The sequence below is a fragment of the Teredinibacter waterburyi genome, assembly GCF_001922985.1.
GTDB lineage: Bacteria > Pseudomonadota > Gammaproteobacteria > Pseudomonadales > Cellvibrionaceae > Teredinibacter > Teredinibacter waterburyi.
Map to the genome: position 1 here is coordinate 26,284 of NZ_MRUH01000164.1, position 15,489 is coordinate 41,772.

Sequence of the window (15,489 nt, forward strand, 5' to 3'; positions counted from 1 at the left end):
GTACAAATCTACGCTAGTGGTTTGTTCGCTTAGTACTTAGTGTAGCCTAGCTTTTGAGAATATGAGATTTGGGTGGGCAAGGGATAAGTAGAGAGGATAAAATGCTGAGCCTAAACAGGAGCCGCTGCAATCTATACAATCGCAGTACCGCGCATGACCAATCCGCTGGCTCGGTAACGACTCCGAAAGACTATAGGCAATTCCGAAATTCTATGAGCGATTCCCATCAGCAGGACACTATCTACGCACAGGCCAACCCCGAGCTCGGAGAATTCATCTTTGATCGGAAGGTGGTCGACGTATTCCCCGATATGATCAAACGCTCGGTGCCGGGCTACAGCACCATTATTCACATGGTTGGCCAACTTGCAGAACGCTATGCTCAGAGCAATAGCCGCTGTTACGACTTGGGCTGCTCGCTAGGTGCTAGCACCCTTGCTATGCGTCACCGCATAACCGCCGCCGATGCTTCGATTGTTGCAGTGGATAACTCCGAAGATATGATCGAGCGTTGCCGCCAAGTGCTAGCAGCCGATAGTGGTGAAGTGGCCGTCGAGTTGCACTGCCAAGACTTAGAGCAAACACAAATCGAACAGGCCTCAGTCGTGGTGTTGAATTTTACGCTGCAATTTATTGCCCCGAGTGAGCGCAATACCCTGATCCGTAAAATTTACCAAGGAATGTTGCCCGGTGGCGTGCTGGTACTATCCGAGAAACTGCATTTCGACGATGACCACCACAATGAGCTGATGACTGAACTGCACCACTACTTTAAAAAAACGAATGGCTACAGCGACCTCGAAATAGCGCAAAAACGCTCCGCCTTAGAGAATGTCCTAATCCCTGAATCTGTTAACACCCATAAACAACGACTCGCCGATGCCGGTTTTGTTGGCACCGAGGTGTGGTTTCAGTGTTTTAACTTCGCCTCGCTACTGGCCTTTAAACCCAAGCTATGACTGTTAACCTTAACCGAATTAACTTCAACCCACTGCTAACCGCACTCAGCCAAACGCCAGCCGAAACCAAGCGAGCCGAGCGATTGGCCGACTGGGCGAAGAACCTGCCAGACCAACTGGCCGCTGGGCTCTGTAGCCAGCGCTACGGTGACCTACCCGGCTGGTTAGACGCACTTAATCAGCTGCCCGAATTGGCTCCAGACCATATCGAGCTCGACAGCGAAGTGTCGCTTGGCATGAGCAAACCGCTAACAGCCGCAATACAACAACAGCTGGATACAGCGCTTCGCGAGCTGATTCCTTGGCGCAAAGGGCCGTTCAATCTATTTGATATCAACATTAATACCGAATGGCGATCGGACTGGAAGTGGGACCGAGTGCGCGACCACCTCGGTAGCCTAAAAGGAAAAACCATACTCGACGTGGGTTGTGGCAACGGTTACCACTGCTGGCGAATGCTTGGCGCTGGCGCAGAGCGCGTTATAGGTATCGACCCTTCACCGCGTTTCGTGGTGCAATTTTATATGGTCAAACACTTTCTACCGACAGCGCCGGTAGACGTTTTACCCATAGGTATCGAAGCCCTACCCGCCAAGCTAGAAGCCTTTGATATGACCTTCTCGATGGGTGTTCTCTACCATCGCCGCTCGCCCATGGATCACCTTTACGAACTGCGAGATACGCTGCGCCCTGGCGGCCGACTGGTTTTAGAAACATTGGTTATTGATGGGGGATTAGGAGAGGTGCTCGTACCGCCAGAGCGCTACGCGAAAATGAATAATGTTTGGTTTTTACCCAGTGTACCCACCCTGTTAGCTTGGCTGAGTAAATGTGGTTTTGAAAACCCGCGCTGTGTAGATGTTTGTACCACAACAACCGAAGAGCAACGCTCTACCGACTGGATGCGCTTCCACTCGCTACCGGAGTTTCTCGACCCCAAAGATTCCAGCAAAACCGTCGAAGGCCATCCAGCTCCGCTTCGCGCGGTTTTTATTGCCGATAAAAAGGCTTAACCGGCAAGGCCAAACTCAACTTTAATCTGCGCGCACCAAGCCTGAATTCGCTCTTCGCTGAGTTCGGGCTGTTGGTCTTCATCAATACCCAAACCTACGAACATGGCTTCGCCTTCGACTAAGGCCTTAGACGCATCAAACTCAAAACCTTCTGTAGACCAATGGCCGACAATATCCGCACCATTGGCCACGACAACATCGTGCAGCATGCCCATAGCATCTAAAAAGAAATCGCCGTAACCAAACTGGTCGCCCAAACCAAACAATGCAACCGTTTTACCGCTGAAATCCACTTCCGAAATATCGCCCCAAAAGTCTTCCCAATCGGATTGGATCTGACCAAAGTCCCAAGTAGGAATACCCAATATCAACAGTTCATATTCACTGAAATCTAGCTGGGTAGCGTCGCTAATGTCTTTCACATCAACTAAGTCTTCACCCAAACATTGCTGAATACGGTAGGCAACACCTTCGGTATTACCTTCGTCACTGCCAAAAAATAGGCCGATTTTTGCCACGGAAAACCTCGATACTCGATTAATAATACAGTTGGGTAAACACCCACCTTAGCCTGACACCTTTTTTCACGGTATAGGCAGGCCGCCAGCGCGGCGCGCACATTCTCGCAACCTAACCCTAAAGGGTCAATTACTTACGCCATTAACTTACACCATTAACTTACGGTCATTCAGTTATGTCTTTTGCTTAGCGCTTTAACATAAGTCATTCCCTTCAGCGGCAAACTCTCGCCGCAACGGCAAGTGTGAAGCCCGTCACGTAGCTCTCAACCGTCAAAAAATAGTCGTCATTTAGTGCGCGCATTACCAGACACTTATAAGTCATTGTTTTTATTGACTAATTTTCGCCTTAAATTTCTGGCATGAATATCGCTAACTCTCTAGAAGATAATCTGGATGGTCGAGCTCTTTGTCGAGGTCATCCAAATCAAAACTTTATTTGCGAAGCAGGAAACTCCTATGGTTAACGCAGCATCGACGCAGAGTAAATCCAAAAAGCCCACAGGCCCAAATGAAAACGAATCGGCCACAAGGTTTTCGCTTACCGATGCAAACGCGTCAATGTCAGAGTTAGGGGTACACGGGTTTCCCGGTGAGAACACCCTGCGGGACTTTCAGTTTAAGTTGGCACACAATTTACAGTGCTCATTAAACCTCACCACCACGCTTGAGTTGTTCTACGACAATATTCGCGAAGCCGTCACCGTTTCGGGCTTGCACTACACGTCGCCCAGCGACAGTAAATCAACACAGTTAGGCAAACGCTGTAAACACCGCGTTAGCTATACCCTTACAAACGACAATACCGATTTGGGTGTATTAGAGTTCAGCCGCGGTAAACCCTTTCTAGAGGCGGAACTTGCCGGGCTGGAAATGTTAACCGGTGTACTTTACTACCCTTTGCGCAACGCATTGCTTTATCAGCAAGCACTCAACAATTCTCTACGCGACTCCTTAACCGGGATTGGTAACCGTCAAGCGCTAGAGGCCAACTTCGAACGAGAGGTTAAACTGGCACAGCGCCACCAACAGCCTTTGTCTCTGCTGGTCATTGATATTGACCACTTTAAGAAGATTAACGATAACTACGGGCATCGAAATGGCGACCGAGTACTGCAACATGTGGCGACAACAATTCAAAAATCGCTGCGTGAAACCGATCAGGTTTTCCGGTTTGGCGGTGAAGAGTTTGTCGCTATCCTTAACAACACCTCGCTTACCGCGGCAAATTTAACTGCCGAACGTATTCGTATGAAAGTGGCAATGACCCCAATCAAACTCGGTGACGACACCTACTCGGCCAATATCAGTATCGGTGTTAGTCATTTAGACCAGAAAGACACAACCGATAGCTTGTTCGAACGTGCCGACGCAGCGCTTTATCTGGCCAAAGGAACCGGCCGGAATCGGGTAATCTGTAGTTCGGAAATGAATAAATCGCTTACTGAGCTGCCATCAAAAACAAGCGCTAAACAGCAAAAAGACGAGAAGCAACAAAAAGAATTGGCTAAAGGCTTGCGAGAAGCACAACTCTAGATGAGTTACACGCAAGTCGAAAACAGCGAATCAGAAACCCTCAGGAAAAAGCGCCTCAATTTGCGCCGTTTCGGCAATGCTCAGCGGGCCATAAAATCTAGGATAAGGCCAGCCGTAACCCCAGCGGAATGGGGTTGGCCAAAATGGCGAACCGCCCACCCTCACCCCGGCAAGCATTAACTCCGCAACATCCGGCTCACCAACCTTGGCAACACAATTACGCAAAGCTATATCGGCATCTAAACGTTGCTGGTAGGTACCACCCTGCCAATAGGCAAGATCGTGCTGAGTACAGCAACGCAACCACAATTGATTTTGTTCTGGTGTCCCATCGGGAAAGGCGCTACAGCCGTCGGTTGTGAAAGGTGTAATGAATTTACTCGGCGTCTCGACGATAACGGGGTTATCCAAGTTAGCTTTCTGCTCCTCCGCTACAGCAGAAACCGCAGCGGAAAAGCTAACCAGTAAAATCGAAAGGCGAAACAAACCCGAACTTAAAGACAACCAACCAGGCTGCACACTAGCCTACTTCTTTGGCCGCGAACGTGAACTGGATGGTTTGCGTAGTTTTTCTTGATGGCGTATACGCGCTTTTTGAAGCTCTGGCGAAAACTTTTGCTTGGCTGGTGGCTCTAACCCAGCTGTTGTACACAGGTCGCTTAACTCTTTATAGGTTAGCTCAATCCACTGACCGGCGCGCACTTGCGAGGGGATAAACATATTGCCAAAGCGCACGCGCTTCAAACGGCTTACGCGTACTTCCTGCGATTCCCACAGGCGTCGTACTTCGCGATTTCGGCCTTCCATTACCACACAGTAAAACCAGCGATTAGAGCCTTCTTTTTTGCCTTCTACAATATCGGTAAAGCGTGCGATGCCATCTTCTAGCAATACGCCTTCGCGCATCCGCTGTAGCATTTCATCGGTAACTTCGCCTTGAATACGCGCGAGGTATTCGCGATCGATACCGGTTGAGGGATGCATTAAGCGGTTGGCGAGTTCGCCATCATTGGTAAATAACAACAAACCACTGGTATTAAAATCTAAACGTCCCACTGAAATCCAACGACCGTTGTGCAAACGCGGCAAACCGTTGTAGACCGTTGGCCGGCCTTCGGGATCGGAACGCGAACAGATTTGGCCTTCAGGCTTGTTGTATAAAATAACGCGCAGGGCTTGATCGGGTATTTGCTTGGAGGCGATGACTTTACCATCCAGGGTAACCTTATCGTCGCTACCAACTCGATCGCCGAGACGTGCGGTTACGCCATTCACGCCAACACGCCCATCGGTAATTGCTCGCTCCATTTCTCGGCGCGAACCTGCACCCGCGCGCGCGAGTACTTTTTGCAGTTTTTCACCTTCGGGAGGGGCGGGTTGTTCTAGGTCTAGCTCTATATCATCAGTCATGTGTTTTGGGTGCTTCCGTCGCGGCCATCTCGGCAGCGTCTGTCAATTCATCTTCAGAGGGTTCGTTTTCGTCTCGATCGTCTGCTGCTGCGCTTTCGGCATTCATTAGATCTTCGGTAGTACTTTCGTTTTCGGTACGGGTCATTTCGTTAGTGGTTTGCTCAGTAGTGTCGTGGTCAGCAAACATCGAGTCGCCAGCTTTCATCTGATCGGCATTTTCAACGCCATCGGCGACTGATTCGCGGTCATCGTCTGCAAGCTCATCGTTTACAGAATCTTCACCAATCTCTTCGTCAGCTTCTTCATTGCCGAGTTCAGAGCTTTGAACTTCACTGCCTTCGGTCAAAGTCACAGCGGCGGCAGCTTGGCTTGCCACTGCAATACTGGCTTGAATTTCTTCAGGTAGGTTTTCAAAGTTTAAAGCTCCGTCGAGGCTATCAATATCCTTTAGTTCGCCCAAGAGCGGTAATTCTTCCAAGCTCTTTAAGCTAAAGTAATCTAAGAACTGACGGGTGGTCGCATACAGCGCTGGTCGCCCCGGCACATCGCGATGCCCTACGACTTTAACCCAATCGCGCTCAACCAGAGTTTTGATGATGTGCGAACTCACCGCCACACCTCGAACTTCTTCAATATCACCACGCGTAATCGGTTGGCGGTAGGCAATTAGGGCGAGTGTTTCGAGCATTGCGCGCGAGTATTTTTGCGGTTTTTCTTCCCACAGGCGGTTTACCCACTCGGCTAAGTCTTCGATCACCTGAAAACGAAACCCACTTGCGACTTCAACTAGCTGAAAACCACGGCCCTCGCAACTAAGGCGCAAGGCTTCTAGTGCCGCCCGTAGCTCGTCTTTACTGGGAGCTTCCTCTTCCTCAAAAAGAGAGATCATACGATCCAAATTTAATGGCTCACCGGCCGCTAAAATGGCCCCCTCTAGGATTCGTTGTAGTTGTTCCACGTCGTAGCTCATAGTGTATATTTCTTGCTCTGCCCTATTCTGCGTTGTTTTTATCTGTTGGCGCTATAGCGCTTTCTTCGTTGCTCTCTTCGCTAGATTCGTTACTGGATTCTTCGCTGTCGTAGTCTTCGCTGTCTAAATCGTCTTCGTCCAGCTCGTCTTCGTTAATTTTCTGGCTGCGCGCTTTAACGTGAATGGGGCCAAAGGCTTCGGTTTGTACAATTTCGACTAAAGCTTCTTTAATCAGCTCCATTACCGCTAAAAAGGTAACAACTACGCCAAGACGCCCCTCATCGACACTAAACAAACTCACAAAGGGCACAAATTGGTGGCCATTGAGCTTGTCGAGTACCTGCCCCATACGCTCGCGCGTAGAGAGACGCTCACGTTCAACGTGGTGACTTTCGAACATGTCCGCGCGGCGCAACACTTCGCCTAGCGCCAACAGTATTTCCTTCATCTCCACTTCGGGATCGGGGCGCGTCAAGGCGCGATCTGGGCCATTTGCCTTGGCGATAAAGGTGTCTCGATGCAACCGCGGCAGTTCTTCGATATCTTCCGCTGCTTGTTTGAAGCGCTCGTATTCCTGCAAGCGACGAATCAAGTTCGCACGCGGATCATCTTCCTCTTCGTCACCCTCTTCAGAGGAACGCGGCAACAGCATTCTAGACTTAATTTCGGCGAGCATCGCCGCCATAACAAGATATTCTGCCGCCAGTTCAAACTGAATGGCTTCCATCATCTCGACGTAGGCGACGTACTGAAGCGTAATCTCCGACACATCAATTTCTAAAATATCGATATTTTGACGGCGAATTAAATACAGCAATAAATCGAGCGGGCCTTCAAATGCCTCGAGAAACACTTCGAGTGCATCGGGTGGAATATACAAGTCTTTGGGCAGCTGGGTGTAGGCCTTGCCCTGCACTATCGCAAAAGGCATTTCTGACTGAGCTGGCGATACTTTTTCTGCGGATACTTGTTCGACAGACACTTTTTCGGCAGTGGCATGAGTGGTGTCAGCTTCAGATCCTGCGGCCGCGGCAGCATCTACCACAGCGCCGCTCACAACGGGCTCGTCCGCCAGGTTTCGCTCAGCTATTGGATCGTGTTCACTTACTGACAAGGTACATCCTCAAAAAAATAGTTAGCCGCCGAAGTATGGCTCAAAGGCCTGCCTAGGCAGCATCGCCGCAAAAATAGCCGCGCATTATAACGGGTCGCGTTGCATTAGTCGGGTTTAATTACAGGAACGCCGCTGGATCGCCGCAACCGTGTCGGGTAACTTCGGGTTCATCGCCGGTAAGGTCGACCACCGTCGTAGGCTCCAAGCCGCAAAAACCACCATCAATGACGAGTTCTAACTGATGCTCTAGGGAGTCGCGAATGTCGTAGGGGTCGGTAAGCGGCACCGAATCACCCGGCAATATTAACGAGCTGCTCATCAATGGCTCTCCCAGTTCCTCCATCAAGGCCAAGGCAATATTGTTGGCCGGTACGCGCATGCCCAAGGTTTTACGCTTAGGGTGCTGTAACCGTCGTGGCACTTCTGCAGTGGCATTTAATATAAAGGTGTAGGAACCCGGGGTATGTGCCTTGATCAAGCGAAATGCGGTGTTATCAACCTTGGCATACATGGCTAGCTCAGACAGATCGCGACACATCAGCGTGAAGTTGTGATCTTTGTCTAGCTGACGAATGGCTCGAATGCGATCTAGCGCAAACTTGTCGCCAATATGACAGCCCAGCGCGTAGGCCGAATCGGTTGGATAGGCAATAAGCCCGCCGCGACGCAAAATATCGACGGCTTGGCGAATCAACCGAGCCTGCGGGTTTTCGGGATGTATGGTAAAAAACTGCGCCATTGTTACTCCTTCGATCAAAATAGTTCCCAAACAGGTTGTACCTTTTCGGGCAATCGCCCAAATCGGCCGAGTTCTTGCCACGGCTGGTCTGGCACGTGAAAATCGCTGCCACAGGAGGCAGCCAAGCTGTATTTGCAAACAATATTGGCGAGATCACCGGTAACATTTGCAGCTTGCGCACCGCTAATCACCTCCATCGCCTGCCCCCCAGCCTCGGTAAAATCCTCGATCAATTTACACAGTTTGCTGCGAGTCATGGTGTATTTCATCGGGTGTGCCAATACGGGTACGCCGCCTGAATCACGTATCCAGCCGACCACCTCACCAACATCTGGCCACATATTCTTCACATCGCCCGGCTTGCCTGCGCCCAAATAGCGCTTAAAAGCCTGATTGACATTGCTTACATAACCTTGCTCGACCAAAAACCGAGCGAAGTGCGGACGACCCAGTACGCCGCTATCTGCGTAGGCTTGAGCGCCTTCTAGGCTGTTTTTTACACCCACCTTTTCCAAGCGCTCGGCGATGGTAGTGGCGCGCTGATTGCGCCGGTTTTCTTGTTGTTGTTCGGCCTCTTTTAGCGCCGCCGCATCTAAATCTACGTTTAGGCCAACAACATGAACGCCTCGACCACACCAATCGCTGGAGAACTCTATACCCGCAATCACTGTCATACCTTCAAGCTTGGCTTGCGCCTGAGCGCGGGCGATTCCAGCGGTGGAATCGTGATCGGTAAGTGCGAGAACTTCAACCCCTTTGGATTTAGCTCTCGACACCAGCTCTTCAGGGCTTAAAATACCGTCCGACTGATTGCTGTGACAGTGCAAATCGTGATTTAAATCGTTTAGAGTCTGCATGCGTTCTATCTTCGTGGGCTGACTTAGCAGTTTACCTGAATACGACTGATGAAACAGCGCCGCGATTCGGCTATTCACCCCAGCATTAGTACCACCTAGGTAAAATGACCTTTTAATTGTGGGTTAGCTCCCACCCAAACTAAAGATGTAGTTATAAACATGAGCGAATCCCCCACACCAGTGCCAACAGAGCCCGCCGAGCTGACGACCAACCAGCCTATAGTTAAAGAGAAGCAAGAAAACATGCTGCTCAACTTGGCCCTAAATATCGTCATTCCAACCGTGGTTTTGATGAAATTCAGCGGCCCAGAAGAATTGGGCACTAAACTAGGTATCATCGTCGCCCTAAGCTTCCCTATCGGTTACGGCATTTACGACTTTTTTCGCGCGGGCAAAATTAACTTCTTCTCCGCTCTAGGCGTAATTAGCATCCTCTTTACCGGCGGCGTTAGCCTGCTGGAGCTGGATCCCAAATATATTGCAATTAAAGAAGCTACAATTCCCGCGCTGTTCGGTATTGCCACACTGATATCTCTGAAGACACGGTTCCCGTTGGTACGCACATTTTTATACAACGATAAAATAATGCAAACAGCGCGCGTTGAAGCCTCGCTGATCGAGCGTGGCAATCAAAAAGCCTTTGACTCCAGCTTGTTTATTGCATCCTGCATGATTGCCAGCTCATTCTTTTTGTCTTCATTCCTCAATTATGCGCTGGCCAAATACGTGTTGGTTAGCCCCCCCGGAACAGAAGAATTTAATGCAGAACTGGGTAAAATGACCGCGCTCAGTTTTCCGGTCATCAGTGTACCCGCCATGCTGGTATTATTCGGCGCGCTGTATTATTTATATCGCCGAATTACACACCTAACCGAATTGCCGCTTGAACATATTTTAAACGTTCCCGAAGAAGATGAAGCTCAAGCCAAATAAACGCCAAACAACAATAAAAAATTTACAGGAAGCCCTACTATGCTTTACGCCATTATTAGCGAAGACGTTGCCAACAGCCTAAGCAAACGATTAAGCGTTCGCCCCGCCCATTTGGAGCGCCTGCAAAACCTGAGAGATCAGGGCCGATTAATTTTGGCTGGGCCGCATCCGGCAATCGATTCCAACGATCCCGGTGAAGCGGGTTTTAGCGGTAGCCTGGTGGTAGCCGAATTCGACTCCCTAAGCGAAGCCGAAGCTTGGGCAAACGCCGACCCTTATATGAGTGCCGGAGTTTATGACAGAGTTACGGTCAAACCCTTTAAAAAAGTATTACCCTAGCGGACTGACCAACGTCGTCACCCATTAGGCTCGGCTTTCAACTTTTTAGCCGTGTTCAACCGCTAACCGTACTCAACTGTCGATTCTGTTTCACTGGCAATCAAACCTACACTGACAACCGCCGCAACGATCGACAGCACTAAAATAGCTAGCACTGAGAACAAGTATGAAAACCCGATTATTTTTTACTTCCCCGCGTAAGCCAGCCATCAGTATGGCTGGCCGAGCAGATCGCCAATGGCTCACCGCTATCGCCTCCACGTTACTATTTTTTGGCTCACTGGCCCCCGCCAGTATCGTCACAGCAGAAGAATTACGTTATATAACCGACGTGCTTTTTGTACCGATTCGCTCCGGCCAAGGCAATGAATATCGCATTATTAATTCCAGCTTAAAAAGCGGCACAAAAATTTACTACCTTGGCCCAGGAGACACCGACGAATGGGTAAAAGTACGTACCGAAGCGGGTGAAGAGGGCTGGATGCGCAGCCAATATGTCAGCAAAGAAGAGCCGGCCAAACTGCAACTGACAAAGGCGCAAACTCAAGTCGCCAAGCTAACGCAAATCAATGCGCAGTTAAAAACGAGCAACGCCAAGCTTGCAAATGAAAACCAGCAGTTAAACAGCAATGCACAAACAGCTAGCTCATCCGAATCGGCTATGGCCACAGAACTACAGAAAATAAAAACGCTTTCCGCTGGAGCAATTGAACTGGAACGACGCTACACAGAACTACTAGAAGCACACCAAATGCTACAGACTGAAAAAGACGTATTAACAGCCGAAAACGAGCAGCTTAAAAACGATAGCAGCCGCGATTCAATGTTATACGGCGCAGGGCTATTGATATTGGGCATGCTGTTAACGATTATTTTACCGATCATTACCCCGCGCAAACGCCAGTCCGATTGGCGCTAGCAGTAGCAATAAACGAAAACCGGAATCTTAACCTAAAAGATTAAAACTACTTTTTTGGAGATACACAATGCGCTCACCATTTCGCGCCGCCTTATTTACCACCACCTCGCAATTTTTTAGCGTAGCTATAGTTGTACTAGGCTTGGCACTTAGCCCCGTAATTGCCGCTAAAAAGCCTGCAGCTAATGTCGATCTACCCAAGGTCGTTTTCGAAACCGATTTAGGCAAAATGGTTATCGAGCTATACCCCGAAAAAGCGCCAAAAACCGTAGCTAACTTTTTAGCCTATGTTGATGCTGGCTTTTACAACGGCACTATTTTTCATCGCGTCGTTAATAACTTTGTTGTTCAAGGCGGCGGCTATACTTACGACTTTCAACGTAAAGAAACTCGCGACCCGGTCGTCAACGAATCCAACAACGGTTTACTTAACGAGCAGGCTACGCTTTCAATGGCTCGAACCTCAGACCCAGATAGCGCCACCTCACAATTCTTTATCAATCTCAAACACAACACTAACCTCGACCCCGAAGACGATGCTCCTGGATACGCCGTATTTGGCAAGGTAATTGAAGGTTTTGAAGTTGCCAAAAAAATCGAAAAAGAACCGCGCGGATTATTTCGCAACCACCCCGAAGCACCGAACTATGCGGTGAGAATTTTGCGCGCACAGCGACTAGCGCCCGTGAGTGATGCCAGTACCACAGCCGCAAACTAAGCGATTACTTATCACGACTAGAAAAATGACGAGTCAAAGCCAAGAGACAGATCTATGCCTATAGCGCTAAGCGTTAACCTTAATAAAATCGCCCTTATCCGCAACTCCCGCGAGGGCGACTTCCCCAACGTGGAAAGCTTTGGTTTAAAAAGTATCGCCGCTGGCGCCTCGGGACTTACGGTTCATCCGCGCCCCGACCAACGTCACATTCGCCCCAACGACACACGTTTGCTAGCACTAATGGTCAAACGCCTGTCCTCACAGGAAAAACCTTTGGAGTTTAATATAGAAGGCAACCCGTTTGCGCCAGCGCGCGACAATTACCCAGGGTTAATTCCACTCGCCCTCGAAACAATGCCAAACCAATGCACTCTGGTACCCGATAGCGACAGCCAAAAAACTTCGGATCACGGTTTTGATTTAACCAAAGATGGTGCTGCACTAGCGCCGCTAATTGCACAACTAAAGAACGCCGGCATTCGCGTAAGCTTGTTTATGGACCCAGATTTGGAACAAATTAAACTTGCGAAAAAAATTGGTGCCGACCGTATAGAGCTCTATACCGGCCCCTTCGCGGCAGCCTACGAAGAAAGTGCAGAAGCCGCACAGGCAGTATTTGAACAACACAGCGCCGCAGCAAACTTAGCGCTTGAACTCGGCTTGGGTGTAAACGCAGGGCATGATTTAAACTTAGAAAATATGACACTTTATCGCGACCTACCAGGCTTGCAAGAAGTGTCTATTGGCCATGCACTAACCGTAGACGCACTTTTTCTCGGCTTCGATACTGCAGTTGCAGCCTACTGCACTATTTGTAAAGCCTAGGAACCGGCATTAATGAACAGCGACTCCCCCGAATACTTAAAACGAAAAAAATTCATTAACCAGCTGCTAACAATTTATGGTCGCAACCCTTGCTTGGAAGCGATGGCAGATAAAAACGTAGACGTTTATCGGCTGCATCTTGCCGACTCTAACAAGTCCGCAAAAGTTTTAGATGAATTGGTAAAACTCGCCGAACAGCGCGGTGCCGAGGTGCTGTATCACGATAAAAAAGCGCTTTCTCGAATTTCGAAAAATGGCAAACAAGATCAAGGCGTTGCCGTCGACTTACACTTAAAGCAATTTATTGAATACGAAGATTTTCTTCGCCAGCCGCAAAGCGACAAAATTGAACTGATCGCGCTAGACAGAATTACCAACCCGCAAAACCTCGGCATGATTCTGCGCTCTGTATGTGCAAGCCCGCTTAAAGGCTTGATCTTACCTAGAAATGGTTGTGCGAAATTAGATTCGCTAGTCATTAAAGCCAGTACTGGAACCTTATTTCGCACCAATATTATTCGCTGCGATAATCTCGACACCTGCCTTGAAAGCTTTGCCAAGCAGGCCTACGACATAGTGGGCTTAAACGTAAATGCGCAAACAAGCTTAAAAAGCTACCAACCTAAACAGCAGGCTATTTACGTTTTGGGGAATGAAACAGAGGGATTGTCTGATAGGATTCAACAGCTTTGTAACCGGCAAGTAAAAATAGACATGCGCAACCAAGTGGAGTCGCTAAACGTTGCCGTCACCGCCAGTTTAATCGCGTTTCGCAACCTCCTGTAAATCTATATCCAGAAAACCGCTGGCTATAATAAGCCCAGCACCTACAAAATAGCCGTCTATAAAATGACACTCCATAAAAAAACCGGTAAGCACTTCGCTCACCGGTTTTTTTGTTCACGCTCTATTTAAATCGGAAACTTAACCCGTTATTGCGAGCTACAGGTCGAAGGCGACACACAGCTTTCGCCATTTTCCCATCCCCAACCGCTAGAAGTAGACGAACACATTGGCACACTTGAACCATACCAATTACAGGTTCCGCCGCCACCAGATGACGAACTGCTAGAACTTGAACTACTTGAGCTCGAAGAGCTACTAGAACTAGACGAAGAGCTCGAACTGCTAGAACTTGACGAAGAACTCGAGCTACCGCCGCCAGACAAGGTTTGTCCCGCTTCGGTACAGGTAGTCGCGCCTATACAACTGCCACCGTTCTCCCATCCCCAACCCGTAGAGCTAGTAGTACAAACCGGTGCGGGCGAACCGTACCAACTACACTCCTGAGCGCCACCAGTCGACGAGCCACTCGACGAGGAGCTACTAGAAGAAGAGCTACTGGAAGAGCTAGACGACGAACTGCTCGACGAAGAACTAGAAGAAGGCGTAGATGAACTTCCGCCAAATATACTGGCTGTAGAAGCGGTAGCATCAATACCATAAGTACCCTTTACCAACTTTTGCCCCCAGGCAGAATAGCTATTACCCCCCCAATTGGAGACGATATCCAAGGATACTAAATCGCTGCTATTACCCTTCCAAGACCAACCCATATAGCCAAAGTCGTAATGCTCAGCCAACTCCATAATCGCTTCGTCGGCAACGTCTTCGCTAAAGTGATCATCGGCAAATTCGCCGACAACGAGATGTAATCCAGCGTTAGCAAACGCCTTCATATAGTCATCTACCTTACTGTAGGTGTTGTACACCTGATACATGTGCACACTAAATACAGTATTGGCTGCACTATCGCCTGCGAACACTGCCGAGGCATTATCGCGCATGGTGTTAGTCCAATCCTGCCCCCAGTTGGGTGCATCTACCATTAGTGTGTGGCTTAAACCCGCTGCTCGCAAACGGCTTATTGCATCTTTGTGGCCATCAACCCAATCGCTTGCAGTTGAATTATTACCAAACGCCTCATTACCAATATTGATAATCACGTAGTCTTCTTGGCCAACCAAGGTACTCTTTATTGAGAGCCAATAATCAACAGCCTGCGCCAGCGTAGACGTGCCGGACTCTTCACCATAACCCGTCGTGTCGTGCACCTCTAACACGGTAATCATATTGTTAGCTTTGGCAGCACTAATCAGTGCAGCAACTTCAGATGCCGGTGTTTTATTCCACTTAACGCCATTAGACAAAACCACGCGAACAACGTTTGCGCCGGTTGACGCCATAGCTGGAAACGACTCATTGTATTTATCACTAAACCACGCGTGGGGGTAGTTAATACCACGCATAACGAATGGAGTACCGTTGCCATCAACTAAATCACCATTGCTAACATCGAAACCAGCGTAACTATTTAGCGAGCACACAGATGTCACTGCGATTGCAGAAGCCAGCAATGCTTTTTTAATTAATTTTGTTGTTGAACCACTCATAGAAAACCCTCTTTAGCCTTGTTTAAGTACCGAACTACAGCAGAAGACCAGCTGGTACTTTAGTTATTATTCGAACCTAATGAGTCTTGTATTCGTCCTCCCTATTGAGAGTAGGAAAGCGAAGATCAATGTGATCTTTGTCACAATGTAACCGGATACTAAATGATAAGCACGCCAAATAAAACTATTTTATAAGTATAAGGATCAAAAAATAATGAGATATTGAATATAAAAAATAGTACTTTA

General features: G+C 48.8%; 17 protein-coding genes. 9 read left to right on the forward strand and 8 right to left on the reverse strand.

The features are described from left to right. Positions 1-212 precede the first annotated feature (212 nt). Entirely contained in the window at positions 213-959 is a 747-nt protein-coding gene (cmoA, locus tag IDZ20_RS11535; RefSeq protein ID WP_188151582.1) for a carboxy-S-adenosyl-L-methionine synthase CmoA, read from the forward strand. Next, the gene (cmoB, locus tag IDZ20_RS11540) at positions 956-1,972 is read left to right on the forward strand and encodes a tRNA 5-methoxyuridine(34)/uridine 5-oxyacetic acid(34) synthase CmoB (RefSeq protein WP_188151583.1); all 1,017 of its coding nucleotides are present in this window, start codon (positions 956-958) and stop codon (positions 1,970-1,972) included. The genes cmoA and cmoB overlap by 4 nt, the downstream gene beginning before the upstream one ends. Here cmoB and IDZ20_RS11545 read toward each other — a convergent pair. Next, on the reverse strand, positions 1,969-2,490 hold the full coding sequence (locus IDZ20_RS11545; protein WP_188151584.1) for a flavodoxin: 522 nt from the start codon (positions 2,488-2,490) through the stop codon (positions 1,969-1,971). The two genes, cmoB and IDZ20_RS11545, sit on opposite strands and share 4 nt — an antisense overlap. A gap of 459 nt (positions 2,491-2,949) precedes the next feature. On the opposite strand from IDZ20_RS11545, the gene IDZ20_RS11550 reads away from it, so the two are divergent. Continuing rightward, positions 2,950-4,026, forward strand: a complete 1,077-nt coding sequence (locus IDZ20_RS11550) for a GGDEF domain-containing protein (protein ID WP_188151585.1) — start codon at positions 2,950-2,952, stop codon at positions 4,024-4,026. A 30-nt stretch (positions 4,027-4,056) separates the two neighbouring features. On the opposite strand, the gene IDZ20_RS11555 is transcribed toward IDZ20_RS11550, so the two are convergent. The 6 genes from IDZ20_RS11555 to IDZ20_RS11580 form a co-directional block, all read right to left on the reverse strand. Beyond that, the gene (locus IDZ20_RS11555; RefSeq protein WP_245792280.1) at positions 4,057-4,545 is read right to left on the reverse strand and encodes an FAD-binding oxidoreductase; all 489 of its coding nucleotides are present in this window, start codon (positions 4,543-4,545) and stop codon (positions 4,057-4,059) included. Between the two features lie 6 nt (positions 4,546-4,551). After that, positions 4,552-5,436: a 23S rRNA pseudouridine(2605) synthase RluB gene (rluB, locus tag IDZ20_RS11560; protein ID WP_188151586.1), complete on the reverse strand. Its 885-nt coding sequence runs from the start codon at positions 5,434-5,436 to the stop codon at positions 4,552-4,554. Next, entirely contained in the window at positions 5,429-6,406 is a 978-nt protein-coding gene (gene scpB, locus IDZ20_RS11565) for an SMC-Scp complex subunit ScpB (RefSeq protein WP_188151587.1), read from the reverse strand. Before scpB ends, rluB begins: the two co-directional genes overlap by 8 nt. Before the next feature lie 22 nt (positions 6,407-6,428). Continuing rightward, positions 6,429-7,388 (reverse strand): segregation and condensation protein A, encoded by a 960-nt coding sequence (locus tag IDZ20_RS11570; protein ID WP_245792296.1) that lies wholly within the window; start codon positions 7,386-7,388, stop codon positions 6,429-6,431. A gap of 250 nt (positions 7,389-7,638) precedes the next feature. Next, positions 7,639-8,259 carry an L-threonylcarbamoyladenylate synthase gene (locus IDZ20_RS11575; RefSeq protein ID WP_188151588.1) on the reverse strand — a complete coding sequence of 207 codons (621 nt, stop codon included), beginning with the start codon at positions 8,257-8,259 and terminating at the stop codon, positions 7,639-7,641. A 14-nt stretch (positions 8,260-8,273) separates the two neighbouring features. Then, positions 8,274-9,116 (reverse strand): PHP domain-containing protein, encoded by an 843-nt coding sequence (locus tag IDZ20_RS11580; RefSeq protein ID WP_188151589.1) that lies wholly within the window; start codon positions 9,114-9,116, stop codon positions 8,274-8,276. Positions 9,117-9,359: 243 nt separating this feature from the next. Here IDZ20_RS11580 and IDZ20_RS11585 point away from each other — a divergent pair, with 243 nt between their 5' ends. From IDZ20_RS11585 to IDZ20_RS11610, 6 genes are all read left to right on the forward strand, one after another. Then, the gene (locus tag IDZ20_RS11585) at positions 9,360-10,049 is read left to right on the forward strand and encodes a VC0807 family protein (protein ID WP_425443430.1); all 690 of its coding nucleotides are present in this window, start codon (positions 9,360-9,362) and stop codon (positions 10,047-10,049) included. 39 nt (positions 10,050-10,088) lie between these two features. After that, on the forward strand, positions 10,089-10,388 hold the full coding sequence (locus IDZ20_RS11590) for a YciI family protein (RefSeq protein ID WP_188151591.1): 300 nt from the start codon (positions 10,089-10,091) through the stop codon (positions 10,386-10,388). A 166-nt stretch (positions 10,389-10,554) separates the two neighbouring features. Continuing rightward, positions 10,555-11,307: a TIGR04211 family SH3 domain-containing protein gene (locus tag IDZ20_RS11595; protein ID WP_245792282.1), complete on the forward strand. Its 753-nt coding sequence runs from the start codon at positions 10,555-10,557 to the stop codon at positions 11,305-11,307. Positions 11,308-11,374: 67 nt separating this feature from the next. After that, on the forward strand, positions 11,375-12,025 hold the full coding sequence (locus tag IDZ20_RS11600) for a peptidylprolyl isomerase (RefSeq protein ID WP_188151592.1): 651 nt from the start codon (positions 11,375-11,377) through the stop codon (positions 12,023-12,025). A gap of 54 nt (positions 12,026-12,079) precedes the next feature. Continuing rightward, positions 12,080-12,850, forward strand: a complete 771-nt coding sequence (locus IDZ20_RS11605) for a pyridoxine 5'-phosphate synthase (RefSeq protein ID WP_188151593.1) — start codon at positions 12,080-12,082, stop codon at positions 12,848-12,850. Positions 12,851-12,862: 12 nt separating this feature from the next. Next, positions 12,863-13,636: a TrmH family RNA methyltransferase gene (locus tag IDZ20_RS11610; RefSeq protein WP_188151594.1), complete on the forward strand. Its 774-nt coding sequence runs from the start codon at positions 12,863-12,865 to the stop codon at positions 13,634-13,636. Between the two features lie 146 nt (positions 13,637-13,782). Here IDZ20_RS11610 and IDZ20_RS11615 read toward each other — a convergent pair whose 3' ends face one another. Further along, positions 13,783-15,243 carry a cellulase family glycosylhydrolase gene (locus IDZ20_RS11615; protein ID WP_188151595.1) on the reverse strand — a complete coding sequence of 487 codons (1,461 nt, stop codon included), beginning with the start codon at positions 15,241-15,243 and terminating at the stop codon, positions 13,783-13,785. Positions 15,244-15,489: the final 246 nt, after the last annotated feature.